The 25,734-nt window shown below is 65.9% G+C and carries 26 protein-coding genes and 1 pseudogene; 17 read left to right on the plus strand and 10 right to left on the minus strand.

Annotated elements, in window-relative coordinates; all coding sequences use genetic code 11:
- The first annotated feature begins 348 nt into the window (after positions 1 to 348).
- The gene (locus ACVILL_RS28805) at positions 349 to 543 is read left to right on the plus strand and encodes a DUF2934 domain-containing protein (protein ID WP_456732146.1); all 195 of its coding nucleotides are present in this window, start codon (positions 349 to 351) and stop codon (positions 541 to 543) included.
- 76 nt (positions 544 to 619) lie between these two features.
- Positions 620 to 973, plus strand: a complete 354-nt coding sequence (locus tag ACVILL_RS28810; RefSeq protein WP_456732147.1) for a cupin domain-containing protein — start codon at positions 620 to 622, stop codon at positions 971 to 973.
- Positions 974 to 1,032: 59 nt separating this feature from the next.
- Here ACVILL_RS28810 and ACVILL_RS28815 read toward each other — a convergent pair whose 3' ends face one another.
- The gene (locus tag ACVILL_RS28815; protein WP_456732148.1) at positions 1,033 to 1,959 is read right to left on the minus strand and encodes an alpha/beta hydrolase family protein; all 927 of its coding nucleotides are present in this window, start codon (positions 1,957 to 1,959) and stop codon (positions 1,033 to 1,035) included.
- A 151-nt stretch (positions 1,960 to 2,110) separates the two neighbouring features.
- Here ACVILL_RS28815 and ACVILL_RS28820 point away from each other — a divergent pair, with 151 nt between their 5' ends.
- The 4 genes from ACVILL_RS28820 (at position 2,111) to ACVILL_RS28835 (ending at position 7,031) form a co-directional block, all read left to right on the plus strand.
- Entirely contained in the window at positions 2,111 to 3,499 is a 1,389-nt protein-coding gene (locus ACVILL_RS28820) for a class II 3-deoxy-7-phosphoheptulonate synthase (RefSeq protein WP_456732149.1), read from the plus strand.
- 30 nt (positions 3,500 to 3,529) lie between these two features.
- Positions 3,530 to 3,883 (plus strand): diacylglycerol kinase, encoded by a 354-nt coding sequence (locus tag ACVILL_RS28825; RefSeq protein WP_076860555.1) that lies wholly within the window; start codon positions 3,530 to 3,532, stop codon positions 3,881 to 3,883.
- Positions 3,884 to 4,040: 157 nt separating this feature from the next.
- The gene (locus ACVILL_RS28830) at positions 4,041 to 5,189 is read left to right on the plus strand and encodes an NAD(P)/FAD-dependent oxidoreductase (protein ID WP_456732150.1); all 1,149 of its coding nucleotides are present in this window, start codon (positions 4,041 to 4,043) and stop codon (positions 5,187 to 5,189) included.
- A 90-nt stretch (positions 5,190 to 5,279) separates the two neighbouring features.
- Positions 5,280 to 7,031, plus strand: a complete 1,752-nt coding sequence (locus ACVILL_RS28835; protein WP_456732151.1) for an NAD+ synthase — start codon at positions 5,280 to 5,282, stop codon at positions 7,029 to 7,031.
- A 3-nt stretch (positions 7,032 to 7,034) separates the two neighbouring features.
- Here the strand turns inward: ACVILL_RS28835 and ACVILL_RS28840 are convergent, their stop codons facing one another.
- On the minus strand, positions 7,035 to 8,192 hold the full coding sequence (locus tag ACVILL_RS28840; protein WP_456732152.1) for a DUF2865 domain-containing protein: 1,158 nt from the start codon (positions 8,190 to 8,192) through the stop codon (positions 7,035 to 7,037).
- A gap of 143 nt (positions 8,193 to 8,335) precedes the next feature.
- Complete coding sequence (locus ACVILL_RS28845; RefSeq protein ID WP_456732153.1) at positions 8,336 to 8,659, minus strand: hypothetical protein; 324 nt, start codon at positions 8,657 to 8,659, stop codon at positions 8,336 to 8,338.
- A 294-nt stretch (positions 8,660 to 8,953) separates the two neighbouring features.
- Between ACVILL_RS28845 and cysS the strand changes: the two genes are divergently transcribed.
- From cysS to ACVILL_RS28865, 4 genes are all read left to right on the plus strand, one after another.
- Positions 8,954 to 10,354 (plus strand): cysteine--tRNA ligase, encoded by a 1,401-nt coding sequence (gene cysS / locus ACVILL_RS28850; RefSeq protein WP_456732154.1) that lies wholly within the window; start codon positions 8,954 to 8,956, stop codon positions 10,352 to 10,354.
- Positions 10,351 to 10,857, plus strand: coding sequence for an N-acetyltransferase family protein (locus tag ACVILL_RS28855; RefSeq protein WP_456732155.1), 507 nt, complete (start codon positions 10,351 to 10,353; stop codon positions 10,855 to 10,857). Before cysS ends, ACVILL_RS28855 begins: the two co-directional genes overlap by 4 nt.
- Positions 10,854 to 12,452, plus strand: a complete 1,599-nt coding sequence (gene cimA, locus ACVILL_RS28860) for a citramalate synthase (protein ID WP_456732156.1) — start codon at positions 10,854 to 10,856, stop codon at positions 12,450 to 12,452. The genes ACVILL_RS28855 and cimA overlap by 4 nt, the downstream gene beginning before the upstream one ends.
- 112 nt (positions 12,453 to 12,564) lie before the next feature.
- Positions 12,565 to 12,942, plus strand: coding sequence for a VOC family protein (locus ACVILL_RS28865; protein WP_456732157.1), 378 nt, complete (start codon positions 12,565 to 12,567; stop codon positions 12,940 to 12,942).
- Positions 12,943 to 13,096: 154 nt separating this feature from the next.
- Here ACVILL_RS28865 and ACVILL_RS28870 read toward each other — a convergent pair whose 3' ends face one another.
- Complete coding sequence (locus ACVILL_RS28870; protein WP_456732158.1) at positions 13,097 to 13,702, minus strand: LOG family protein; 606 nt, start codon at positions 13,700 to 13,702, stop codon at positions 13,097 to 13,099.
- 234 nt (positions 13,703 to 13,936) lie between these two features.
- On the opposite strand from ACVILL_RS28870, the pseudogene ACVILL_RS28875 reads away from it, so the two are divergent.
- From ACVILL_RS28875 to ACVILL_RS28890, 4 genes and pseudogenes are all read left to right on the plus strand, one after another.
- Positions 13,937 to 15,906 (plus strand): annotated as a pseudogene (locus ACVILL_RS28875) (ABCB family ABC transporter ATP-binding protein/permease).
- Between the two features lie 51 nt (positions 15,907 to 15,957).
- A complete protein-coding gene (locus ACVILL_RS28880; protein ID WP_456732159.1) occupies positions 15,958 to 16,656 on the plus strand; it encodes a phosphatidylserine decarboxylase in 699 nt (232 codons plus the stop codon).
- A gap of 77 nt (positions 16,657 to 16,733) precedes the next feature.
- Positions 16,734 to 17,609, plus strand: a complete 876-nt coding sequence (pssA, locus tag ACVILL_RS28885; RefSeq protein ID WP_456732160.1) for a CDP-diacylglycerol--serine O-phosphatidyltransferase — start codon at positions 16,734 to 16,736, stop codon at positions 17,607 to 17,609.
- A 297-nt stretch (positions 17,610 to 17,906) separates the two neighbouring features.
- Positions 17,907 to 18,626, plus strand: coding sequence for an RraA family protein (locus ACVILL_RS28890; protein ID WP_456732161.1), 720 nt, complete (start codon positions 17,907 to 17,909; stop codon positions 18,624 to 18,626).
- A 59-nt stretch (positions 18,627 to 18,685) separates the two neighbouring features.
- On the opposite strand, the gene ACVILL_RS28895 is transcribed toward ACVILL_RS28890, so the two are convergent.
- Positions 18,686 to 19,306, minus strand: coding sequence for a TerC family protein (locus ACVILL_RS28895; protein WP_456732162.1), 621 nt, complete (start codon positions 19,304 to 19,306; stop codon positions 18,686 to 18,688).
- Positions 19,307 to 19,485: 179 nt separating this feature from the next.
- Entirely contained in the window at positions 19,486 to 19,839 is a 354-nt protein-coding gene (locus tag ACVILL_RS28900) for a hypothetical protein (protein WP_456732163.1), read from the minus strand.
- 257 nt (positions 19,840 to 20,096) lie between these two features.
- Here ACVILL_RS28900 and ACVILL_RS28905 point away from each other — a divergent pair, with 257 nt between their 5' ends.
- The gene (locus ACVILL_RS28905; RefSeq protein ID WP_456732164.1) at positions 20,097 to 20,924 is read left to right on the plus strand and encodes an SDR family NAD(P)-dependent oxidoreductase; all 828 of its coding nucleotides are present in this window, start codon (positions 20,097 to 20,099) and stop codon (positions 20,922 to 20,924) included.
- Here the strand turns inward: ACVILL_RS28905 and pdxR are convergent.
- Positions 20,902 to 22,347 carry a MocR-like pyridoxine biosynthesis transcription factor PdxR gene (pdxR, locus tag ACVILL_RS28910; protein WP_456732165.1) on the minus strand — a complete coding sequence of 482 codons (1,446 nt, stop codon included), beginning with the start codon at positions 22,345 to 22,347 and terminating at the stop codon, positions 20,902 to 20,904. The two genes, ACVILL_RS28905 and pdxR, sit on opposite strands and share 23 nt — an antisense overlap.
- Positions 22,348 to 22,436: 89 nt before the next feature.
- On the opposite strand from pdxR, the gene ACVILL_RS28915 reads away from it, so the two are divergent.
- Together ACVILL_RS28915 and ACVILL_RS28920 are read left to right on the plus strand one after the other, a co-directional pair.
- Complete coding sequence (locus ACVILL_RS28915) at positions 22,437 to 22,850, plus strand: cupin domain-containing protein (protein WP_456732166.1); 414 nt, start codon at positions 22,437 to 22,439, stop codon at positions 22,848 to 22,850.
- Positions 22,847 to 23,317: a carboxymuconolactone decarboxylase family protein gene (locus ACVILL_RS28920; protein ID WP_456732167.1), complete on the plus strand. Its 471-nt coding sequence runs from the start codon at positions 22,847 to 22,849 to the stop codon at positions 23,315 to 23,317. The genes ACVILL_RS28915 and ACVILL_RS28920 overlap by 4 nt, the downstream gene beginning before the upstream one ends.
- A gap of 28 nt (positions 23,318 to 23,345) precedes the next feature.
- On the opposite strand, the gene ACVILL_RS28925 is transcribed toward ACVILL_RS28920, so the two are convergent.
- The 3 genes from ACVILL_RS28925 to ACVILL_RS28935 form a co-directional block, all read right to left on the minus strand.
- Entirely contained in the window at positions 23,346 to 24,263 is a 918-nt protein-coding gene (locus tag ACVILL_RS28925; RefSeq protein ID WP_456732168.1) for a DMT family transporter, read from the minus strand.
- Positions 24,264 to 24,390: 127 nt separating this feature from the next.
- On the minus strand, positions 24,391 to 24,939 hold the full coding sequence (locus tag ACVILL_RS28930) for a GrpB family protein (protein WP_456732169.1): 549 nt from the start codon (positions 24,937 to 24,939) through the stop codon (positions 24,391 to 24,393).
- Positions 24,940 to 24,996: 57 nt separating this feature from the next.
- Positions 24,997 to 25,593, minus strand: coding sequence for a DUF2889 domain-containing protein (locus ACVILL_RS28935; RefSeq protein WP_456732170.1), 597 nt, complete (start codon positions 25,591 to 25,593; stop codon positions 24,997 to 24,999).
- Between the last annotated feature and the right edge of the window lie 141 nt (positions 25,594 to 25,734).

Here is a 25,734-nt window from a genome sequence, read left to right on the forward strand (position 1 = left end):
CAAATCGCACCGACTGGACCGCGTGGACTACGGCTTCCTCGGCATTGCCGGGGCGTCGTTCATCGCACTCATCGTCAGCGTCGCCTGGCTGCTGGCCGGGTGACACGTCTACCTCATTGGTGAATGACTGGGCCTCAGCTGGTGCCCCCTTCGCTGGGGCCTTTTTCTTTGCGGCCACTCCTTGCCTGCGCTCAAATCAAATCCGGTTTCCGGCGAACGGCCTGCAGCGGCGCTTGTGCACAGATGGCGCGATGGACGAAACGGCCATCTCGCGCAGATCGGAACCTTGCGCTATGCTGGATGTTCCACTCTCAAACAGTTTGACATCTCAAATTGAGGGAGCCGCCCATGACAGGCCCGACCGAGCAGGAGATCCGGACCCGCGCTTACGAGTTATGGAAGGATGCCGGCGAGCCGGCGGGCCAGATGGATCGGCTCTGGTACCAGGCCGAAAGGGAGCTGCTGGCGCGCAAGGCTGCCAACGGCAACGGCGAAAAGCCCTGCGGATTGAACGGGCACGACAAGCCCACCACGTATCAGTAGGAGTGCGTGGGCAAACCGGGCGAAGCATCGCACAGGTGATTGCGCTAACGTGCCCCGGCTGAATCCGGAGGCACCCATGAGTGATGCGATCGATCTCGCAGCAAAACTGTCGACATTCACCGATCATTGGTCGCCGCGCACGGTGGCGCAATTCAACGCGTGCGACGTCATGGTGGTGAAGGTGCAGGGCGAATTCGTCTGGCACAAGCACGACGACACCGATGACTTCTTCCTTGTGCTGAAAGGCGTGCTCGATATCGAGCTGCGCGACCGCACCGTCACGCTGAAGCAAGGCCAGATGTACATCGTGCCGAAGGGCGTCGAGCATCGCCCCGTCGCGCGGGAAGAGGTGCATCTGTTGCTGATCGAGCCGACGGGAACGCCGAACACGGGTGATGCCGCGACGGCGGCGGTGCGGAAGGTGGTGTGAGGCCGGCTCGGACAATCGTGTCGCTAGAACGCGAAAGCCAGGACGACACCAGCGGAAATCTACCCCTCCGCCTCGAGCCATTCCGCAGCACCGCGCCACAGCGTGTCGCGGTGCTCGCTGCGGAAGAAGCCGAAATGGCCGATCTTGGTTACACCAGCATCCGCGGGACGGATCGAGACGATCTCCGGCGTGATCGACGTGAATGCGGAGCACAAGAGCTCGACCGCAGGCCGCGTCGCCCAGGTGTCGTCGGTGACGCTGAAGGCGCGGAGCTTGCCCCTGAACTTCGGAAAATTCTCGCGTGCGGCGAGCGCGGGATCGTCGAGCAGGTAACGTTCCCGCATCACCCAGCTCCGCCATTGCTCGAACACGCCTTTGGGCAGCTCCATACCGAGACCGGCCCAGGCCGGCAGATAGCCGAGCATGCGAGTCAGCGGCAGGCCGACGCCGTTCATGAAGGCCATGACGCGGTAGCGCTCCGGCGAGGCCATCAGCTTCCAGTAGGCCGCCTGCGAGGCGATCAGCAGCGCGCGGGGGATCTCGGTATTGTTGGGCAGGAGGCCGAGCGCCTGGCCGCCGAAGGAATGGCCGACATAGGCGAAGGGCAGGTCGCGGTAGCGCTGGCGCATCCAGTTCAGGGCGGCGGTCGCGTCGAGCGCGGCCCAGTCCGCCATCGTGGCCTTGAAGCCGGCGAGCGATTTCGGCTTGCTCAGGCCGGTCGCCGCCATCGGCCTCGAGTCGCCGGTGCCGCGGTAGTCATAGGTCAGTACCGCCGCGCCGCGGCGGGCGAGGTAGCCGGCGAAGCCGCGATAGACTTTTCGGGGAACGGCAGTGGCCGAGTTGATCAGGACGGCGTGGCGCTTCTTGCCGCGCGGCAGGAACAGCGTCGCGGCGAGCGGAAAGCCGTCTGCGGCGGGCACGACGATGTCGTCGCTAAAAACGTCGTCCAGCGCGGCCTCGGCCACGGCGATTTCCCCGGCATTCATGCTATGCTCTACCAAATGCGAATTCGGATTTTCCCGCAAGGGCTTGACGGAATTGCGGGAATCCTTCTAGCCGGGAAGCGGTCGGCTGTGTATAAGCCGGGCTTTCCGTTGCCCGCGATTAAGTCGCGGTTTTTGCTCAGGAGTTGACCTTATGTCCGAGCGGTGGACCCCCGATAGCTGGCGCGCCAAGAAGGTGCTGCAGGTGCCCGATTATCCCGATGCCAAGGCATTGGCCGATGTCGAGGCCCAGCTCGCGACCTTTCCGCCGCTGGTGTTCGCGGGCGAGGCGCGCAGCCTGAAGAAGGCGCTCGGGCGGGTCGCCGCCGGCGAGGCCTTCCTGCTGCAGGGCGGCGACTGCGCCGAGAGCTTCGCCGAGCACGGCGCCAACAACATCCGCGACTTCTTCCGCGTCCTGCTGCAGATGGCGGTGGTCATGACCTATGCCGGCGCGCTGCCGGTGGTGAAGGTCGGCCGCATCGCCGGGCAATTCGCAAAACCGCGTTCGTCGCCGACCGAGAAGCAGGGCGACGTCGAACTGCCGAGCTATCGCGGCGACATCGTCAACGACATCGCCTTCACGCCGGAAGCCCGCGTTCCCGATCCGCAGCGCCAGCTGATGGCCTACCGGCAGTCGGCGGCGACGCTGAACTTGCTGCGCGCGTTCGCGACCGGCGGCTTCGCCAATCTCGGCAGCGTGCATCAATGGATGCTCGGCTTCCTGAAGGATTCGCCGCAGTCCCGCCGCTACAAGGAGCTGGCCGACCGCATCTCGGACGCGCTGAACTTCATGCGCGCCTGCGGCCTCGACCTCGAGAGCCATCCCGAGCTGCGCGCCACCGATTTCTACACCAGCCACGAGGCGCTGCTGCTCGGCTACGAGCAGGCGATGACGCGGGTCGATTCCACCACCGGCGACTGGTATGCGACCTCCGGCCACATGATCTGGATCGGCGACCGCACCCGCCAGCTCGACCACGGCCATGTCGAATATTTCCGCGGCATCAGGAACCCGATCGGCCTGAAATGCGGCCCGTCGTTGAAGCCGGACGAGCTGTTGAAGCTGATCGACGTACTCAGCCCCGACAACGAGCCGGGACGCCTGACGCTGATCAACCGCTTCGGCGCCGACAAGGTCGGCGACCATCTGCCGGGCCTGATCCGCGCCGTGCAGCGCGAAGGGCGCACGGTGGTGTGGTCGTGCGATCCGATGCACGGCAACACCATCACCTCGACCTCGGGCTACAAGACGCGGCCGTTCGACCGCGTGCTGTCGGAGGTGAAGTCGTTCTTCCAGATCCATGCCGCCGAGGGCACCCATGCCGGCGGCGTGCACCTGGAGATGACCGGCCAGGATGTCACCGAATGCATCGGCGGCGCGCGCGCCATCACCGACGAGGATCTCAACGACCGCTACCACACGGTCTGCGATCCCCGCCTCAACGCCGAACAGTCGATCGACATGGCCTTCCTGATCGCCGAGCTCTTGAAGCAGGAGCGCGCCGGCAAGGTGAAGCCGATGCCGGCCGCCGCGGGCTTGTGATTTGGGGCAGGTGACTTTGGGGACTGTGACTTGCTGAGGTTCTGGCGGGCCACCATCAACTCGCGCAACGGGCTGGCCTTCGCCATTCGCTCGGAGCAGGCGATACGCGAGGAGGTGGTGGCGCTCGTGCTGTCGCTGCCGCTGGCCTGGCTGGTCGGCGCCACCGTGATGCGTCGGGTCGAACTGGTCGCGACCGTGGTGCTGGTGCTCGTGATCGAGCTGCTCAACACCGCGATCGAAAAACTCGCCGACCGCCTGACCATGGATCACGATCCGCAGATCGGCCGGGTCAAGGACATGGGCTCGGCTGCGGTCGGCGTTGCGCTCGTCATGGCCGGGCTGTTCTGGCTGTTCGCCCTCGCTGAGCGCTTGGGCGCGTTCTGATCCCAGGCAATCAAGAGATGGACTCACCTTCGTCATTGCGAGCGCAGCGAAGCAATCCATCGGTCCACATGCGCGGACGGATGGATCGCCGCGTCGCTGCGCTCCTCGTGATGACGATGGAGAGGCCAATGTTCGTTGGCATGAGCGGGAGCCAGCCGTGAGCGCCGCGAATAGAGCGATCAAGCTTGCGGTGATCGGACGGGGTCTGATCGGGTCGGCGGCCGCGCGACATCTAAGCAAGATGGGCCATGAGGTTGCGTTGATCGGGCCGGATGAGCCGGCCGACTTCTCCAGCCATGGCGGCGTGTTCGGCAGCCACTACGATGAAGGCCGCATCACGCGGATCTACGATCCGCAAGCGTTCTGGCGGCAGATGAACCGTGCGGCGCTGTCGCGCTACGGCGAGATTTCGGCGGAAAGCGGTGTCGAGTTCTACCGGGAAGTCGGTGCGCTCCACATCGGCCATAGCGAAACCACCGATGTCGCCTCGGTCGGCAAGGTCTGCGCCGACGAGGCGATCTCCTGTGAAGCCTATCAGGATGCGGCACTCGCGGAGCGGTTTCCATTTCTGAAATCGACCGCGGGCATGCTGGGCTATTTCGAGCCGCACAACGCCGGATATATCAGCCCGCGCCGCCTGGTCCGCGCGCAGACCATCGCAGCCGAGCGCGCAGGCGCCCGCGTCATCGCCGAGCCTGCGCTCGGGATTTCGGAAAGCGGCTCCGGCGTGACGATCCGGACGCGATCGGGCAGCGTCGAGGCCGAGCGCGTACTGGTCGCGGCCGGCGGGCACACCCGATCGCTGCTCGGCCGATCGCTGGGGTTCACGGTCTATGCGCGCACCGCGGCGCTGTTCCGGCTTGGCGCGGCGGAAGTTGAGCGCCTGTCGGGCATGCCGTCGATGCGCTGTCTGGGGCCGAAGGGCGACAATCCCTATATCCTGCCGCCGATTCCCTATCCGGACGGCCAGACCTGGTTGAAGCTCGGCGGCGATCCGGTCGATCGTCCGCTCGAAAGCGAGGTCGACGTCAAGGCCTGGTTCCGGTCGGGCGGCTCGATTGACGTGGCCGATCGGCTGCAAACGCAGATCCTCGACCGTATCAGCGACCTCAAATTCGAAGAACGCCGCGTCGTGCCGTGTATGACCACCTTTGGCGACACCGGCCTGCCCAGCATCGGACCGCTGTCCGAGCGGGTCACGGTCGCATTCGGCTGCTATGGCAAGAGCGCGAAATGTTCGGACGAATTGGGCAGGTTAGGCGGCATGGCGCTGCTCGGCGAGGTGAGGGCGGAGCTTGCGCCCTGACCGGCGCCACCGATCCCGGTGCGATTTCTGCAATCGCACCATGATTGGACGACCATTGAAGTTTGCCGTTGTGCGGGACAACATAAAGATATGAGCGAACAACAGATCAAGATCACCCTGGCGCAACTCAATCCGGCGGTCGGTGACGTCACCGGCAACGCCGCCATGGCGCGCGCCGCGCGCGACAAGGCGAAGGCCGACGGCGCCGACCTCGTGGTGCTGTCGGAGCTGTTCCTCGCCGGCTATCCGCCGGAGGATCTGGTGCTCAAGCCGGCATTCCAGGCGGCCTGCCGCGCCGCGGTCGAGGAACTGGCGCGCGAGACCGCCGATGGCGGCCCGGCTGTTCTGATCGGCACGCCCTGGGTCGAGGACGACAAGCTCTACAATGCCTGCGCGCTGCTCGACGGCGGACGCATCGCCGCACTGCGCTTCAAGGCCAATCTGCCGAATTACGGCGTGTTCGACGAGAAGCGGCTGTTCGCGCGCGGCCCGGCGGCGGGCCCGGTGACGGTGCGCGGCGTGCGGATCGGCGTGCCGATCTGCGAGGACATCTGGCTCGAGGAGTCGGAGGAATACGAGAACGTCGTCGAGTGTCTCGCCGAGACCGGTGCCGAGATTCTCATTGTGCCGAACGGCTCGCCCTATGCCCGCGACAAGGCCGATCTCCGCCTGTCGATCGTGGTGGCGCGCGTCACCGAGAGCGGGTTGCCGCTGCTCTATTTGAATGAAGTCGGCGGCCAGGACGAGCTGATCTTCGACGGCGCCTCGTTCGCGCTGAACGCCGATCTTTCGGTCGCCGCGCAACTCCCGGCGTTCGAGGAGAACATCACGACGCTGACCTGGCGCAAGACCGCGGATGGCTGGCGCTGCAACGGGCCGATCACGCCGCAGCTCGAGGGCGACAAGGCCGATTACGCGGCCTGCGTGCTCGGCCTGCGCGACTACGTCCGCAAGAACGGTTTTCCCGGCGTGCTGCTCGGCGTCTCCGGCGGTATCGATTCCGCGCTGTGCGCCGCGATCGCGGTTGATGCGCTCGGCGCGGAAAAAGTGCGCGGTGTGATGCTGCCGTTCCGCTACACCGCGCAGGTGTCGCTCGACGATGCCGCCAAGCTCGCGGCGGCACTCGGCATCCGCTACGAGATCTTGCCGATTGCGGACGCCGTGAACGGGTTCGAGAAGATCCTGGCGCCGGTGTTCGCCGGCATGGAGCGCGACATCACCGAGGAGAATTTGCAGGCGCGCGCCCGCGGCACGCTTTTGATGGCGATCTCCAACAAGACCGGCGCCATGGTGGTGACGACAGGCAACAAGTCGGAAATGTCGGTCGGCTACGCCACGCTGTACGGCGACATGAACGGCGGCTTCAACCCGATCAAGGACATCTACAAGACCGAGGTGTTCCGCCTGTCGAGCCTGCGCAATAGCTGGAAGCCGGACGGCGCGCTCGGCCCGTCGGGCGAGGTGATCCCGGTCAACATCATCATCCGGCCGCCGACCGCGGAGTTGCGCGAGAACCAGACCGACCAGGATTCGCTGCCGCCCTACGAGGTGCTGGACGCGATCCTCGAGCGGCTGGTGGAGCGCGAGGAGCCGCTCGCGACCATCGTCGCAGCCGGCTTCGACCGCGACGTGGTGACCCGCGTCGATCGCCTGCTCAACATCGCCGAATACAAGCGTCGGCAGGCGGCGCCTGGCGTGAAGGTGACGCGCAAGAATTTCGGCCGCGACCGCCGCTATCCCATCACCAACCGGTTCCGCGATTTCGGCAAGGCGTTGCCCAAGCCCGACGAGACGCTGGTGACGCGCGGCTCGCGCGCGTCGGCGGAAGCGTTTGAGGGGTAACCCTTACTGCTTCTTCTGCGGAATGAAGGTCGGGCCGACGGTGCGGATCTGGCCGTCGCTCGACGGCGCCACCGGTGCCGTGGCGTCAGCGGCGGCCGGCTGCTGAGCGGCCGCTGCCGGCGCGCCCTTCTTGCCGGCGGCAGCCTTGCCCTGAGCCCGCTGCTGCATCTTCCGCGCGCTCTCCTCGGTGACGATGATGTCGCCCTGCTGCGCGGCGGAGGCCTGGTCGTCGACCGCCTTCAGCGCCTCCGCCCAGCTCTGGCCCGCCGCCTTGCAGGAGCAGGACGGGTTGAACTCGGTGCGGTACTTGAAGGCGTTCGGCAGCGATGAGTAGGGCTGGCCGCTGATCGAGACCGCCTGGTTGATGTCCTCGCCGGGATTTCGGTAGGCGAACAGGCTGGCCTCCGCGGCCGGGCACTGCGCCTTGCAGATCTGTTCGTCGGCGGCGAAGCGCGCCTGCACGGTCGCGAACGAGATCGGGAAATAGGCGCCGTCGCAGGTGCGGACGCAGACGGTGCGGAAGGTACCGGACTGTGCGCCATATTGCGGGTCGGGCGGGGGCAGCGGGCTGTTGGGATTGCCGCCACCGCCGCCGCCGAACAGGTTCTCGAGGAAGTTGCCGGGACCGCGCGCGGCTGCGGCATATTGCGGGCCGCAATTGTTCTGCGCCAGCGCGGTCAGGACCGAGCGGCGCTGGTTCTCGCGGTCGGCGCCGCCGAGCCCGCCGGAGCGCAGCCGCTCGAGATTGGCCGTGATCTGGTCGAGATTGGCGCGCATCTGCTGGATCTGGTTGTTGACCGGTCCGCACTGCGCCGAATTGTTGTTGAAGAGCGAAAAGAAACCGGAGCTGTCGCAGCCCATGCGCCGCGCCTGAGCCGTCACGCGATCGAGCTCGCCCTGCTGCCGGGTGGCCGCGTCCTGATAGCGGCGGATCTGCTCGTCCTTGGCCGGATCGCCGCTGGCGCCGCCGCGATCGATCGCCGCCAGCTGGCCTTCGAGCCGGCCGCACATCGGATTGGCCTGCGGCGCGCCTTGCGGAGCCGGGCCGGGCGGTCCCGGAGGAACCTGCGCCAGGGCGTCCGCGGCGGGCAGGGCAATGCCGGCCAGCACGGCGCAAGTCAGAAACCAGCGAGAGAAACGAGAACGGGGGCTATTGGGCATATCCGGCCATTAAAGCGACGCCGCGCGGCGATCAACGTCAAAGCGCACGGACAAGGCTGCTGCCATAGCCTTTTCTCGGGGCACCGTCACGTCGTTTCCGGGGCGACGGTGTGGCAATAACCCCGCCCGGCCAGCGGCTTGGCTTAGCGCTGGCAGGTAATGGCGACGTATTCGCCGCAGCTATTGCCGGAGCATTTCGCGTTCGCGGCGTGCGGAACCGCGCCGGTGATCTCGTCGGGGTCGACGCGGCGGAAATTGGTGGCCTGCGCAAAATCGCGTGACCGGCAGTAGGCGTGGGCGGCGGACGCGCCGCAGCGGTCGCCGCGGGCGAGGCATTGGTCGATGCCGTAGCCGTCGGCCTGGTTCGCGATGATGAAGACGCGGCTGTCGGCCAGAGCGGCCGAGGGGAGAAGGACGGGCGGGACAAGGACAAGCGTGCAGGCAATCAATGCTGAAATCGGCCGCATGGTGCACCGGTAAAATGGCGGGGAATCCGCAGCCAACCCGATACGCCCAAATGCTTAATAATGATTAACCATGAGGGCGTTGGTGCGATTTCGCTGCCGGGCACGTTGCGAAACGCCCGAAAACAGCCCCTTGACGCGATAATGGGGCCGTGAGAGATGGTGGAACCATGAACGGCCACCTCGCCATCTGCAGCATTTGCCGCGAGATTATGAGCTAGCGATTCGCTGGCTGAGGCCGTCTTTTCTCAATCGCCTGAGAATCACTGGACGCCCGGCCGCAAGGGATGGGTACCCATGGATTTGCGCCTCTACGATACGTTGACCCGGGAGAAGCGGCCGTTCGTTCCGCTCGATGCCGACAACGTCCGCATGTATGCCTGCGGACCGACGGTCTACGACTTCGCCCATATCGGCAACGGCCGCGCAGCCATTGTCTTCGACGTGCTGTTTCGCGTGCTGCGCCATCGCTATGGCGCCGATCATGTGACCTATGTCCGCAACATCACCGACGTCGACGACAAGATCAACGTCCGCGCCGCGCGGGACTATGCCGGCGTGCCGTTGAACGAGGCGATCCGCATGGTCACCGAGCAGACCTATCAGCAGTATCAGGACGACGTCACGGCGCTGGGCTGCTTGCCGCCCACCGTGCAGCCGCGCGCGACCGAGCACATCCCGGAGATGCGTGCGATCATCGAGAAGCTGGTCGCCGGCGGCTTTGCCTATGTCGCCGAGGATCACGTGCTGTTCTCGCCGCAGGCGATGAACGCGGCCAATTCGGTGCTGCCGCGGTACGGTTCGCTGTCGAAGCGCTCGCTCGACGAGATGATCGCCGGCGCCCGGGTCGATGTCGCACCCTACAAGCGCGACAACACCGACTTCGTGCTGTGGAAGCCGTCCAAGCCGGGCGAGCCGTCCTGGCCGTCGCCGGCAGGTATCGCGGTCGAGGGACGCCCCGGCTGGCACATCGAGTGCTCGGCGATGGCCTGGAAGCATCTCGGCGAGAAGTTCGACATCCATGGCGGCGGCATCGACCTGGTTTTCCCGCACCATGAGAACGAGCTCGCACAGACCTGCTGCGCGTTCCACACCGACCGCATGGCCAATGTCTGGATGCACAACGGCTTCCTGCAGATCGAAAGCGAGAAGATGTCGAAGTCGCTCGGCAACTTCTTCACGATCCGCGATCTCCTGGCCGACTGGCCCGGCGAGGTGCTGCGGCTGAGCATGCTCAAGACGCACTACCGTTCGCCGCTCGACTGGACGCTGAGGAGCGCGGAAGAGAGCGCGAAGACGCTCGACGATTGGTACGCGGTCACGGCCGACGCCGAGCCGGGCGCGCCGTCGCCGGCGATGGTCGAGGCGCTCTACGACGACCTCAACACCGCGCAGGCGATGGCCGTGCTGCACGGGTTGCGCAGCGCTGCATCGAGCAGCGAACAGAGCCGCAAGGAGTTCGCCGGCTCGCTCCGGATGCTCGGCTTCCTGTCGGAGAGCGCGGCCGCCTGGCAGGGACGCAAGCAGCAGGCGAGCGGCGTCGATGCCGCTGCGGTCGAGGCGCTGATCGCCGAGCGCACCGCGGCGCGTGCGCGCAAGGACTTCAAGGAGTCCGACCGGATCCGCGATCAGCTCGCCGCGATGGGCGTCGTGATCAAGGATTCCAAGGAAGGCACCACCTGGGAGATCGCGCGATGAGTCGTTCCGCACCCGCGTTGCGCCCGTATCTGCCCGACGATGCGCCGCTGCTGGCGGCGATCTTCGCGGCGTCGATCATGGACCTGACCGGCGACGATTACAGCGAGGCGCAGCAGGAAGCCTGGGCGGCTGCCGCCGACGACGAGCAGGCGTTCGGCAAGAAGCTCGCCGGCCAGCTCACGCTGATCGCGACGTTGCAGGGCGCCCCGGTCGGCTTCGCTTCGCTGAAGGGCGCCGATCACATCGACATGCTCTATGTGCATCCGAGCGCGGTCGGGCAGGGCGTCGGTGCCGCGCTGTGCGACGCGCTGGAGAAGATCGCAAGCGCCCGCGGCACCAAGACGCTGAAGGTCGATGCCAGCGACACCGCGCTCGAGTTCTTCCGCAAGCGCGGCTACGTCGCGCAGCAGCGCAATTCGGTCACCATCGGCGACGAATGGCTCGCCAACACCACGATGCAGAAGACGCTCGACGGCGTTGCCGCGCCGGGAGGCCATGCATGAGCCGCGAGCGCCTCTATCTGTTCGACACCACACTGCGCGACGGCGCGCAGACCAATGGCGTCGACTTCACCCTGCAGGACAAGCAGGTGATCGCAGGGATGCTCGACGCGCTCGGCATCGACTATGTCGAGGGCGGCTATCCCGGCGCCAATCCGACCGACACCGAGTTCTTCAGCAGGAAGCCCGCCTTCGACCACGCGCGCTTCACCGCCTTCGGCATGACGCGGCGGCCGGGCCGTTCGGCGTCGAACGATCCGGGCCTCGCCGCCATCCTCGAGGCCAAGGCCGACGCGATCTGCTTCGTCGCCAAATCCTCCGCCTACCAAGTGCGGGTCGCGCTCGAGACCACCAACGAGGAAAATCTCGCCTCGATCCGCGACAGCGTCGCCGCCGCCAAGGCGCTGGGCCGCGAGGTGATGGTCGACTGCGAGCATTTCTTCGACGGCTACAAGGAGAACCGCGACTACGCGCTTGCCTGCGCCAAGGCCGCCTATGAGGCCGGCGCGCGCTGGGTGGTGCTGTGCGACACCAATGGCGGCTCCATGCCGCATGAGATCGAGACCATCGTCGTCGATGTCGTCAAGCACGTGCCCGGCGCCCATCTCGGCATCCACGCCCATAACGACACCGAGCAGGCGGTCGCCAATTCGCTCGCCGCGGTACGCGCCGGCGCGCGGCAGATCCAGGGCACGCTCAACGGTCTCGGCGAACGCTGCGGCAACGCCAATCTCTGCTCGTTGATCCCGACCCTGAAGCTGAAGCAGGAGTTTGCCGAGAAGTTCGAGCTCGGCGTCACCACCGAGAAGCTGGCGACGCTGATGAAGGTGTCGCGCACGCTCGACAACATGCTGAACCGCGCGCCCAACCGCCATGCGGCCTATGTCGGCGAGAGCGCCTTCGTCACCAAGACCGGCATCCATGCCTCCGCGGTACTGAAGGATCCGCAGACCTATGAGCACGTGCTGCCGGATTCGGTCGGCAACCTCCGCAAGGTACTGGTCTCCGACCAGGCCGGCCGCTCCAACGTCATGGCCGAGCTCGACCGTGCAGGCATCGCCTATGACAGGAGCGACCCGCGGCTGACGCGGCTGGTCGAGGAGCTGAAGGAGCGCGAGGCGGCGGGCTTCGCCTATGAATCCGCCAACGCATCTTTCGATCTGCTGGCGCGCCGTACGCTCGGCAAGGTGCCGGAATATTTCAAGGTCGAGCAGTTCGACGTCAATGTCGAGCAGCGCTACAACGCCAACGGCCAGCGCGTCACCGTGGCGCTTGCCGTGGTGAAGGTCGATGTCGACGGCGAGCGGCTGATCTCGGCCGCCGAAGGCAACGGTCCGGTCAACGCGCTCGACGTGGCGCTGCGCAAGGATCTCGGCAAGTATCAGAAATACATCGACGGCTTGAAGCTGATCGATTTTCGCGTGCGTATCCTCAATGGCGGCACCGAGGCAGTCACGCGCGTGCTGATCGAAAGCGAGGACGAGACCGGCGAGAGTTGGACCACGGTCGGCGTCTCGCCCAACATCATCGACGCTTCGTTCCAGGCGCTGATGGATTCGGTATTCTACAAGCTGGTGAAGTCGGGCGCGCAAGCGTAGCCGGCTGCGAAGGAAAAAAGGCGTCGTCATTGCGAGCGAAGCAATCCATCTTTCCGCGCGTAACGATGCATGGATTGCTTCGCTTCGCTCGCAATGACGGGAGGAGGAACCCATGATCGACCACGTCTCCGTCGGTGTCCGCGATCTCGAACGCGCGGCGCGGTTCTATGAACCGACGCTGGCCGCGCTCGGCCTGGGCCGTCTCGTCACGCGGCCGGCAACGATCGGCTTCGGCAAGGCCTATCCCGAATTCTGGATCAATGTGCGCGCCGCGATGGCACAGGTCGCGCATGAGAGCGGCATCCACATCTGCCTGCGCGCGAAGACCACCGCCGAGGTCGACGCCTTCCATGCCGCAGCACTAGCGTCGGGTGGCCTCTCCGATGGCCCGCCCGGCCTGCGCCCGCACGATCGCGTGCGCTATTATGCGGCGTTCGTCCTCGACCCCGAAGGCAACCGTATCGAGGCGGTGACGTTTCCGAGCGAGTGAGGTTGGCGCGGGGTGCCGATCGTAATCCGTCATCCTGAGGAGCGCGTAGCGCGTCTCGAAGGATGCACGGCCACCGGCCGGGCCGTCGATGCTTCGAGACGGCCGCTGCGCGGCCTCCTCAGCATGACGGCGATAGTTTAGCGCATTCGAGCGATCAGAGCCGCCGCGCCACTTCGGGCGCGAGTTCCTTCGCGGCCTCGGGCGTGCGGGCCACCGCCGAGCGCAGCCGCGGCAGGATCTCATCGACGCGGTCGGCCATCAGGACGTTGATCGGCAGCGTCGGGCGGATGAACTCGGTCATGCGCATGTGGTTCAGCAGCGAGAGCAGGGGCTCCCAGAAATTGTCGATGTTGGCGAGCAGGATCGGCTTGTGGTGACGGCCGAGCTGCTGCCAGGTCAGTTGCTCGACCAGCTCCTCCAGCGTGCCGATGCCGCCGGGCAGCGCCACGAACGCATCTGAACGCTCGAACATCAGGCGCTTGCGCTCATGCATGTCGGGCGTGACGATCATCTCCTGAACCGAGGTCAGCGCGTTCTCGCGCGCCCGCAGGAATTCCGGAATGATGCCGGTGACGGAGCCGCCATGATCGAGCGTGGATTTGGCGACCGCGCCCATCAGGCCGATCGAGCCGCCGCCATAGACCAGGCGCACGTTGTTTTCGGCAAAGCTCTTGCCCAGCGCGATGGCAGCTTCAACGAAGCGGGGATTGTTACCGGGGCCGGAGCCGCAATAAACACAGACAGTCTTGATTTGGTTCATACGATCCTTGTGGCACTGCAGCGTAAACAGGGTCAAGATCAGCATATGGGGATTGAGGACCAAAAAATCCCGTAAATTCCCGCGAATCGCGAACAATTTTCGTCATAAGCCTGTACGCCGCGTTCAAACGATCTATATGACGGGCACAATGGCAAATCGTGGAAAAGATGTGGCAGCGGACCGCCGCGCCATGACCGTGCAGGCCGGCTCCTGATGGCGCCGCCGCAACAGAATATGACCGCCGCCGGCGAGCCCACGGCCACGACGCCGGCCGCCGAGAAGGGGACGCTGCTCGGCACCCTCGTTCATCTCTGGCCCTACATCTGGCCGGGCGATCGCGCCGATCTGAAGATGCGCGTCGTCTGGTCGGTGGTGCTGCTGCTGTTCGCCAAGTTCGCCACGCTGTCGGTGCCCTTCACCTTCAAATGGGCGATCGATGCGTTGAACGGCGCAGGCTCGGCCCCGGTCGCGGCCTCGAACTGGATGGTGTGGCTGATCGCCTCGCCGGTGCTGATGACGATCAGCTACGGCGCGGTGCGCATCATCATGGCGGTGCTGACGCAGTGGCGCGACGGCATCTTCGCCCGCGTCGCCATGCACGCGGTGCGGCGGCTCGCCTACATCACCTTCGTGCACATGCACGAGCTGTCGCTGCGCTTCCATCTCGAGCGCAAGACCGGCGGCCTGACCCGCGTGCTGGAACGCGGTCGCACCGGCATCGAGACCATCGTGCGGATGGTGATCCTGCAACTGATCCCGACCATCGTCGAGGTCATGCTGCTGGCTGGCGTGCTGCTCTGGCAGTTCGACTGGCGCTATGTGCTCGCGGTGCTGCTCACCGTCGTCGTGTTCATGTACTTCACCTACATTGCGACCGAGTGGCGGATCGAGATCCGCCGCAAGATGAACGATTCCGACACCGAGGCGAATACCAAGGCGATCGACTCGCTCTTGAACTATGAGACGGTGAAATATTTCGGCGCCGAGGAGCGCGAGGCGAGCCGCTACGACCGCTCGATGGAGCGCTACGAGCAGGCCAGCGTGAAGACCTATACTTCGCTTGCGGTGCTCAACACCGGGCAGGCGATCATCTTCACGGCGGGGCTGACCGCGACCATGCTGATGTGCGCGTTCGGCATCCGCAACGGCACCCACACCGTCGGCGATTTCGTGCTGATCAATTCGATGATGATCCAGCTCTACGTGCCGCTGAACTTCATGGGCATGGTCTATCGAGAGATCAAGCAGGCGATCATCGACATCGAGAAGATGTTCGACGTGCTGGCGCGCGATCCCGAGGTGAAGGACATGCCTGGCGCAAAACCGCTTGCGGTGTCCGCCGGCAGCGTCCGGTTCGAGGATGTCCGCTTCGCCTATGAGCCCGACCGGCCGATCCTGAAAGGCCTGAGCTTCGAGGTGCCGGCCGGCAAGACGGTCGCGATCGTCGGTCCCTCCGGCGCCGGCAAGTCGACGATCTCGCGGCTGCTGTTCCGGCTCTACGACGTCTCGAGCGGCCGCATCCTGATCGACGGCCAGGACATCAAGACCGTGACGCAGGCCTCGCTGCGGTCGGCGATCGGCATGGTGCCGCAGGACACCGTGCTGTTCAACGACACCATCCGCTACAACATCCGCTATGGCCGCTGGGACGCCAGCAACGACGAGGTCGAGGAGGCGGCGCGGCTGGCGCAGATCGACGGCTTCATCCGGATGTCGCCGCAGGGCTACGAAACACAGGTCGGCGAGCGCGGCCTGAAACTCTCCGGCGGCGAGAAGCAGCGCGTCGCGATTGCGCGCACGGTCTTGAAGGCGCCGCCAATCCTGTTGCTGGACGAGGCGACCTCCGCGCTCGACAGCCACACACCGAGCACGAGATCCAGGGCGCGCTGGAGCGGGTCTCGCGCAACCGCACCTCGCTCGTCATCGCGCACCGGCTGTCGACCATCGTCGGCGCCGACGAGATCATCGTGCTGGACCAGGGCCGGATCGCCGAGCGCGGCACCCACGCGCGGCTTTTGGCCGCCGGCGGCCTCTACGCCAGCATGTGGAACCGGCAGCGCGAGGCCGAGGAGGCCCGCGAACGGCTCGCCCAGGTCGACGACGACGGCTTGGCGCCGAATCGCCGACCGCCGGCAGTGGCCGAATCCTCCGATGATTCCACCCCTGACGCGGGTGAGAAGCCCTTGCCGACCGCCGCGGAATAGTCGATTTAGGGCGTCTCCCGCCGCAGGGGCGGGGTATCACAGCGAGTTCTGATGTCGATCGCCAATTCCATCCGCGCGCAGATCCCGCCGATCCACCCGGAGGGCTATCCCTTCATCGGCGGCTTCGCTCTGGCGAGCCTGATCCTGTTCTGGATCTGGACCCCGCTGGGCTGGATCGGCACGCTGCTGACCGTCTGGTGCGCGCTGTTCTTCCGCGATCCAGTGCGGGTGACGCCGCTGCGCGACGGCATCGTGGTGTCGCCGGCCGATGGCCGCGTCTCCATGGTGGTGCAGGCGCTGCCGCCGGCCGAACTCGGGCTCGGCGACAAGCCGCTGCCGCGCATCTCGGTGTTCATGAGCGTGTTCAACTGCCACGTGAATCGCAGCCCGGTGCCGGGCCGCATCGACCGCATCGCCTACCGGCCGGGCGCCTTCATCAATGCCGAGCTCGACAAGGCGAGCGAGGACAATGAGCGCAACTCGCTGGTGATCTCGACCGCCAATGGCCGCGTCGGCGTGGTCCAGATCGCGGGCCTGGTGGCGCGCCGCATCGTCTGCTTCGTCAAGGAAGGCCAGTCGATCGGCGCCGGCGAGCGTTTCGGCCTGATCCGCTTCGGCTCGCGGCTCGACGTCTATCTGCCGGAAGGCACCAAGGCGCTGGTCTCCGAGGGCCAGACCGCGGTCGCCGGCGAGACCATTTTGGCGGATTTCCGCGGCGCCGATCCGGGCCGCACCTACCGCGCCGATTAACTCTGTTTCTTCAGGTCAATGAGCCGGTTCCCGCCGCAATGGCGGAGCGGGGCCATGCTTGCTATATTTATCGGACCATGACGCCATTCGATAACAATTCCAGCGAGCTGCGCCGCCGCCGGTTCCGCCCGATCCCGGTGCGGATGCTGGTGCCGAACATGATCACGTTGCTGGCGATCTGCGCCGGCCTCACCGCGATCCGGCTGTCGACGGAAGGGCGGATGGAGCTTGCGGTCGCCGCCATCGTGTTCGCGGCGATCCTCGACGGCATCGACGGCCGCGTCGCGCGCATGATCAAGGGCCAGTCGAAATTCGGCGCCGAGCTCGACAGCCTGGCCGACTTCGTCAATTTCGGCGTCGCGCCCGGCCTGATCCTGTATTTCTGGCAGCTCCATGAGCTGAACAATGGCGGCTGGATTGCCGCGATGGTGTTCGCGATCTCCGGCGGCCTGCGGCTTGCGCGCTTCAACGCCTCGATCGACGATCCGAACAAGCCGGCCTTCGCCGCCAATTATTTCACCGGCGTGCCGGCGCCGCTAGGTGCGATCACCGTACTGCTGCCGATCTATCTCGCCTTCCTCGGCGTGCCGATGCCGCCGGCGACGCTGACCGCGTTCTATACGCTGTTGATCGCGTTCCTGATGGTGTCGCGGCTGCCGGTGTTCTCCGGCAAGACCGTGAAGATGCGCGTGCCGCCGGAGATGGTGCTGCCGGTGTTCGTCTCGGTGGTGTTCTTCGTCGCGCTGCTGATCGGCTATCCCTGGCACATCCTGTCGGCGGGCTCGGTAGCGTATCTGATCAGCCTGCCCTGGGGCTGGAAGTCCTATCGCGACCAGGAACGCAACCTTGCCGCGCAGACGCAAGCTGCGAGCGCGCCGCCGCCGGCCGCCACGCCCTACACGGCGCCGGTCGCGGAGAGTGACCACGACGACCGCCCGACGCATCTGCATTGAGGCAGGTCCGAGTCTCTTCCACGTCATTGCGAGCGAAGCGAAGCAATCCATGCCGCGGCGTATGCGGAGAGATGGATTGCTTCGTCGCTATCGCTCCTCGCAATGACGGTTGGGGGCGCGGGCGGTCTGTCTTCCCAAATATCTGCCATGAGCGTGGCTCGGTTGGGTTCGTCTCCGATCTCGGCTATAGGCTCAGACGGCCCGCTCGTGCATGATCCGGAAAAGTGGAAACCGGTTTTCCGATGAGATCATGCTCAAACAAAGAAATCTGACGCCAAAAATCAGGAGAGAAACGCCGTGACGACATCCGCTTCCGCCCCGCTTCCTGCTTCCGTCCTTGAGGCGTTGGCGCGCTACGACACGCCGACGATCTGCAACGCGATGGAGATCGTGGCGCCCGAGCGCCGTCTGATCGGCTACACCGTGAAGCCGCTGGTCTGCCCGTTCCCGACCTTGCCGCCGATCGTCGGCTACGCCCGCACCACGACGATCCGCTCGGTGCTGAAATCCGGCCTCTCGGCCGAGGAGCAGTCGAAGCGCCGCATCGAATATTACGAATATGTCGGCACCGGCTTCGGCCCGCGCATCTCTGTCATCCAGGACATCGACGGTCCCGACGTCGGCTACGGCGCGTTCTGGGGCGAGGTGCAGAGCAACGTCCACAAGGCCCTCGGCTGCCTCGGCGTCATCACCGACGGCTCGATCCGCGACATCCCGCAATGGGCGCCCGGCTTCCAGGCGCTGGCCGGCTCGATCGGCCCGTCGCATGCCTGGGTGCATGCCGAGAGCTTCGGCGGTGAGGTCCGTGTCGCCGGCATGACGGTGCGCTCCGACGACCTGATCCATGCCGACAGCCACGGTGCGATCGTGATCCCCTATGAGGTCGCGGCGAAGCTGCCGGAGGCTGCCGAACTCTGCGGCCGCCGCGAGACCCCGATCCTGGACATCGCGCGGTCCAAGGACTTCTCGCTCGAGAAGCTGAAGGACGCGCTGAAGCGTTCGGCCGAAATCCACTGACGCGACGCGCGTCTTCGATATGCGGAACGGCGGGCCGAAAGACCCGCCGTTTTGCTTTGTCAGACCGGGGCGACCTTGGCGATCTCGGATGCGCCGCGGATGGTCATGTCGACGGCGACATAGAGGATCACGGCGAGGCCGACATAGGCGATCCAGCGGTGGTTCTGTAAGAGCCGCGCGATGAAGGTCGCGGCCGCGCCCATCATCGCGATCGAGAGCGCCAGGCCGAACACCAGCACGATCGGCTGCTCGCGGGCGGCGCCCGCGACCGCCAGCACGTTGTCGAGCGACATCGAGACGTCGGCGACGATGATCTGCGTCGTGGCCTGCCACAGCGTCTTGCGCTGGCCTTCCGCGCCATCGGCGGCATATTCGGCCGCGGTCTCGTGCGCGGTGGCGCGCAGCTCCCGCCACATCTTCCAGCACACCCACAACAGAAGGATGCCGCCGGCCAGCAGCAGGCCGACGATCTGCATCAGTTGCGTAGTGACAAGCGCGAACAGGATGCGCAGCAGCGTCGCGGCGCCGATGCCGATCAGGATCGCCTTGCCGCGTTGCTTCGCCGGCAGACCCGCCGCGGCAAGGCCGATCACGACCGCGTTGTCGCCGGCCAGCACGAGGTCGATGACGACGACTTGCAGCAATGCGCTGAGCGCGTCGAGTGAAAGCAGTTCGGACATGGGTCATGTTCCCCTTGAGATCGGGGAGTGGACCGTTTCGACGAAACCGGCTGTTGCCGTCGTGCCGGCGGCGTATCCGCCACGGCGCGAAGCTGCGCCATGGGTCGAAGCAGGGCCACTCCAACTGAGTTCCAGTCCGACATCGCAGCTTGTGGCTGCCAGAGGGGCCCGGCCTGGGATTACGGTCGTGACACCGGACGCATTGCGGCTTCTTCCTCGAAGAACAGCGCCGCCTGATCCGGCTCGCCGAGGATCGCCGCCGCGCACCCCATGAAGGTGAATGCGCCGGCAAAATCCCACAGCGTGAGGTTCGCCACACCCGCGCGCACGTGGATCACGCGCGCCGCGAGCGCGGCAATGGCTGCCTCCGTGAACAACAACAGGCTGAGCACGGGCAGCACGAGTGCGGGCTCAACCAGGCGAAGCGTCAGGACGATCGGCAGCGCCGATAGCACTGCGAAGAGCAGGAGCATGCCGTATGGCTCCAGCGAGGGAGCCTTCTGCGAGAACCTGTCTGGAATGATCGAGAACATTCCAAATCCTTGCCGATCCTGGCTTAGCCGTTCATCGCGACGTTATCAGAATGCGCTTGCCTTGACGCGCGGCGCGGCGCCGCGCGACCGCTCGCCGCGCGGCAGATTGTACGCCTCATGGTCATGGAAGAGGGGGCGTGCCGGCCAATTCGGCCCCGTTTTGGCCCTGAAAGGCGCTGTGGCATGCCATGGCAAAGTTCATGCGGCGCCTTTATCTTTGCTGGCAGCGCTGGGCGAACGATCGAAAGGCAATTTCGATGGATATGGCAGGCAAGACGGTGCTGATCACCGGTTCCACCGATGGCGTCGGCCGCTACGTCGCGATGAAGCTGGCGTCGGCCGGCGCCCGGGTCCTGATCCACGGCCGCGATACCAAGCGCGCGCAGGCCCTTGCCGACGAGATCAAGCGGGTCAGTGGCCGCGAGCCGATGTTCTACCAGGCCGACCTGTCCTCGCTCGCCGAGGTCCGCGAACTCGCCCAGCTGGTGCTCGACGACCAGGAGCGCCTCGACGTGTTGGTCAGCAATGCCGGCATCGGCTCGCAGAACGAGGGACCGGCGCGGCAGACCAGCAAGGACGGCCACGAGCTGCGCTTTGCCGTCAACTATCTCGCCGGCTTCTTGCTCGCACATCTCTTGCTGCCGCGGCTGAAGGCGAGCTCGCCTGCGCGCATTGTCAATGTCGCTTCGCTCGGCCAGCACCCGATCGATTTCGGCGACGTGATGATCACGAAGAACTACAGCGGCGCCCGCGCCTATTCCCAGAGCAAGCTGTCGCAGATCATGTTCACCATCGATCTTGCCGCGGAGCTCGAAGGCACGGGCGTCACCGTCAACTCGCTGCACCCGGCGACCTACATGAACACCACGATGGTGCGTGCCAGCGGCGCGACGCCGATCTCGACCGTCGAGCAGGGCGGCGACGCCATCCTGCGCCTGGTCCAGGACGACGATGTCGCCGGCCGGAGCGGGCTGTTCTTCGACGGCAAGCGCGAGGCACGCGCCCATGCGCAGGCCTATGACGCCGAGGCGCGCAAGCGGCTGCGGGCGCTGAGCCTTGCGCTTACGGGCCTGCGGGCTTCCTGACGCGGCGCGACCCCGGCGGCGCGCCTTGCGCGCGGATCGCCTCGAACAGGCGCTTGCAGGCGGCCTGAACGCCGCGATCGGGCACGGTGGCGATGCCGAGCAACAGGCCGGGCTGCGCACGCTTCGGTGAGGAGTACCAGGGCGAAAGCGGAGCGGGCGCGAGGCCGTGCGCAAGCACCTGCCTTGCGATTTCGATATCGTTGGCCTTGTCCGGTAACGGCAGCATCACCGCGAGGCCGGCGACCTGCACGTCGTTGCTCCACGTGCGCAGCGCCGATGTCAGCGCGTCGCGGCTGTCGCAATAAACCCGCTTGGTTCGCCGGAGGTGGCGGATGTAGTGGCCGTTGCGCATGAACTCTGCGGTGGAAAGCTGCACGGCTGGTCCGGGAGCGGGGGCCAGGCACGTCGCGACATCGGCGAACCGCGCCGCCAGTTGCTCGGGCGCAACCAGGAAGCCGAGCCGGAGCGTCGGCGAGATGGTCTTGCTGAACGAGCCGAGATGGACCACGCGGCCGGCGCGATCAAGCGAGGCGAGCGCGGGCGCCGCGCGGCCGTCGAGCTGCAACTCGCCGAGGTAGTCATCCTCGATGATCCAGGCGCCGGCTTGCGCGGCCCAGTCGAGCAGCTGCGCGCGGCGCGTCGGCGACAATGGCGGACCGAGCGGTGCCTGCTGCCCCGGCGTCACCACCGCCAGCGCGGCGTCGGGTGCGTGCTTGAGACCATGGTCGACATCGACGCCATGGGCATCGACCGGAACCGGGACGACATCAAGCCGGCCGAGCTCGAGCCCCTTTCGGGTCAAAGGAAATCCCGGGTCTTCCATCCATGCGCGGCGGCCTTCGAGGCCGAGCACCCGCAGCGCGAGGCCGAGGCCGCCGCTGAAGCCCGAGGTGATGACGATCTGCGCGGGCGAGCATTCGAGCCCGCGCGCGATCGCAAGGTGCGCCGCGATCTCGCGCCGCAATTCGAGCTCGCCGCGCGGATCGGCGGTGCGGGCCACTGCGCTCAATTCCGCCCGCACGGCGCGGGCACGGACTCGCGCCAGCAGCTTTGCGGGGAGGCTATCCTGCGCGGGGACACCCATCCGGAAATGTCCCTGACCGCTGAGGTCTTGAAACATCTCCACGACCGATCCGGGCGCAACCGGCGTGTCCGGCTTTGCGGCTTTCCTTGGTCGGCTGGCGACGGTAGTGCCGTTGGCCTTCGACGACACGATGTGCTGGGCGTCCGACAGCTTGTCGTAGGCCGCCCGCACCGTGCCGCGCGCGACGCCGAGCTGCGCGGCGAGGTCGAGCCAGGACGGCAGCCGGGCGCCCGGCAGCAGCACGCCATTGTCGATCGCCGCCACGATCGCCTTGCGGATCTGCTCCGAGAGCGGCGTTTTGGCCGAGCGGTCGAGCGCGATGGGAAGCGGCTTTGGCATGGCTCGTGGTACACCAATTCGGTTCATTCTTGGTGCTTCTTTTCAGGCCCCTCCAGCCGCATCTATCCGATAGCAATGGAGGCAATCAGATGAAGCTTTTACTGCCAGTCGTCATGGCCTGCGCGGTGCTTGCGACCCCCGCTATGGCAATGGAATCGGTGACGCCGAAATTCGAGCATGTGATCCCGAACATTCCCGGCAAGTCGCTGGTCGCGGCCGAGGTCGACTTCGCGCCGGGCGAGCCCTCGGCGCCGCACCATCACGCCAAGTCGGGCTTTCTCTATGTCTATGTCCTCGAGGGCGCGATCGAGAGCCAGGTCGAGGGCGAGGCCGCGCCGCATGTCTATCGCGCCGGCGACAGCTTTTTCGAGGCGCCCGGTGCGCATCACGTACTCGGGCGAAATGCCAGCGCGACCGAGCCGGCCAAGCTGCTCGCAGTCTTTGTCGTCGACAGCAACGACAAGGCGCTGACCGTCTATGACAAGGAAGGACCCAAGCAATGAGCGTACGGATCGACTACAACAAGGCCGCGCCCGCGGGCATCAAGGCACTCGGCGGGGTCTATGGCTATCTCACGCAATGCGGGCTGTCCGCGCGACTGATCGAGCTGGTCTATCTGCGCATCTCGCAGATCAACGGCTGCGCCTATTGCCTCGATATGCACACGCGCTCGCTTTTGAAGATGGGCGTCAAGATCGAGAAGCTGGCGGTGCTGCAGGTCTGGCGCGAGGCGGACGCGCTGTTCGACGCCGAGGAGCGCGCGGCGCTGGCCTGGGCCGAGACCGTCACGCGCGTGGCAGAGACCGCGATCCCGGACCGCGAATATGAGGCGGCGCGAACCGTGTTCAGCGAGAAGCAGCTGGTCGACCTGACCATCGCGATCGGTCTGATGAATACCTACAACCGGATCGCGATCGGCTTCCGCAATCCGCCGCAGGCCGTAGCCGAGCACGCCGCCGCGGCGGCGTGATCGGAAAGGGAGGGGGGGCCGCTATCGTCTAACTCTGACGTTGCGCGAGATAGAATCCCGCCAATACGGTGACCAGTCCCGCCGCCTGCACCGTGGTCGGCGGCTCGCCGATCAGGAGCCAGCCCAACAGCAAGGTCAACACCGGGACGGTCGCGGGAAAGACGGCTGCGCGGGCAACGCCGAGATGCTGGATCGACAGGGCGAACAAATACATGGCCGCGGGGCCGGCCAGGATACCTTGGGCGGCCGCTTGCAGCGCATTTTCGTTCAGCCCGATGGCCGCATCGCGAGCAAGGCCGCCCGAGGCGACATAGAGTGGAAACAGCGAGAGCGACAGCACGCTGATGACGGTGGCCACGGAGAATGCAGACACACGCCAATAGCGCACCAGCGTGGCGAAGCCTGCGAACATCAATCCGGTCGTGACAAAGATCAGATCGCCCATCACGGCGCTCGATCCCATATGGCCGATCGACTCGCTGCCGATCACGGCAAGCCCGACAACGATGGCGACCGCACCGGCGACCCGAGAGAGCGAGATCGATTCCTTCAGCAGGACGGCCGCGAGAAACAGTCCGCCCAGGGTCGCGCAGGAAGGCTGGATCACGCTGCCGTGCCCCAGAGGCACGAACATGAAGCCGGTATAGCTGATCAGCGACATCACCGGTCCGCCCAGCAGCATCAGCACCATGCCGCGCCCCCATCCGATGCCGCAGAGATTTCGCAGGCCGGCGCGGAGAACGAGCGGGATGAACACGATGCCTGACCACAGGAAGCGATGCATCAAGAGGTCCACCGGCGTGAACCCGACCTTGAGGCCGTGCCGGGTCGCCACGAAGCCGAGCGCCCAGCAAAGCGCTGCACCGAGACCACTTGCGACCCCGAACAGTATGGCCTTCGCATCTGGAAGAGTTGCAGTCTTGGCCGCGGCCGTATGTTCGCTCATGCCGGACGACTACGTGAGCTCGCGACGCGGATCAACCCATTGCGGTGCAGGGCTGTGTGGCGCGGTTGCCGACTGCGAGATCATTTCGGACGACGAAGGTGTCCGCTTGCCGGAGGCCGCTTGTGCTTCAATCTCCCGCAGCTGCGCGCCATGCCCGCGCCTTGGCCGTCGTCTGCTCGACGAAAGCACTTTTGCCGTTTCGATAGGCCCCGATATTGTCCTTTGATGAAGCCGCAAGGTCCCGCTTGATGTCGGCGTAGGCGCGGGCTGCTTCGGGGTGAGCGCGAAGATAGTCGCGAAACACCACCAATGCCTCCCAGCGCGGATGCGACGGCTCCATCACATGCACATGGTGGGTCCACGGACCAGGTGGCCCCTTGCGGAAGAACAGCTCGCCGGGGATCCACGACGCATATTCCGGAACGTAGACATAGCCAAGTGCTTCGATCGGTTTGATGCATCGCCGCCTGGCTTCTTCGAGGCTGGGTACGCCGATCAGCAGGTCGATGATCGGCTTCGACGGCAGACCCGGAACGGCGGTGCTGCCGATATGCTCGATGGCCAGGGCGAACGTGCCGAGAGCTTGCGCGATCCGTGCGCGCTCCTGCGCGAACAATGTGGGCCATTTGGGGTCGTAGTCGGAGACGACAATCGACCCGGCGCCGTACTTCTCCACGCTCGCCTCCTGATTGCCTTTCACGGAGCGTCACGCGGCCAGCCGCCGGGGCGTCACTCACGAACCCTGCTTGGCCTCGACGGGCTGCTTCGCGAACTGCGGAAATGTCTCGGCCACGACCGGGCCGTCCAGCCGCCACGAATAGCAGCCGCCGACGAAGAACGGCGGCTCGGTGACGTCGCGCTGGTGATCGAGCGCGCCGCGGCCCTGCGGATCCTTGCCGGAGGTCGCGGTCTGGAACAGTGTCGTCACCGCCGGACCGAGGAGTTCGGCAAGATGGGTACAGGTCTCGAGTTTGCCGATCTTGCGGCGGACCAGCTCACGCCAGCCCTTGCCAATGCGCTCGCCGACCAGGCGCTGCAAGATGCCTTCGACGTCGAGGCAGGATGGGTAGGGTGTCGAGGCCATCGTGGTGCCGGTCTCGCGGATCGTAAAACTGTCGTCGACCGCGAGCCGCAGCCGGATGTCGTGCACGGGATCCTCGGGCTGCTGCAGGCCGCGATGCTTGTCCTGCCGTGCATAGGGCTTGGTGTCGACCAGCCGCGCCTCAACTTCCCACAGCCCGTCGTCGCGGAGGTAGCCGAGGCATTCGACGGAGCGGCGGTGCATCAGGCGGCGGGGCTTGCCGTCGGCATTGGTATCGGGTGCGGACATCGGAACTCGCTGGATTGAATCTAACGCCGATCCAATCGGCCGCGTGCGCCGATGTCAACGCTTGCGGCAGAATGGTGTCATGAACATCCGTCATTCCAGGGCGGTCCGCAGGACCGAACCCTCAGGTGCGCAATTGCGCAC

This window comes from Bradyrhizobium sp. USDA 3364 (assembly GCF_054056355.1).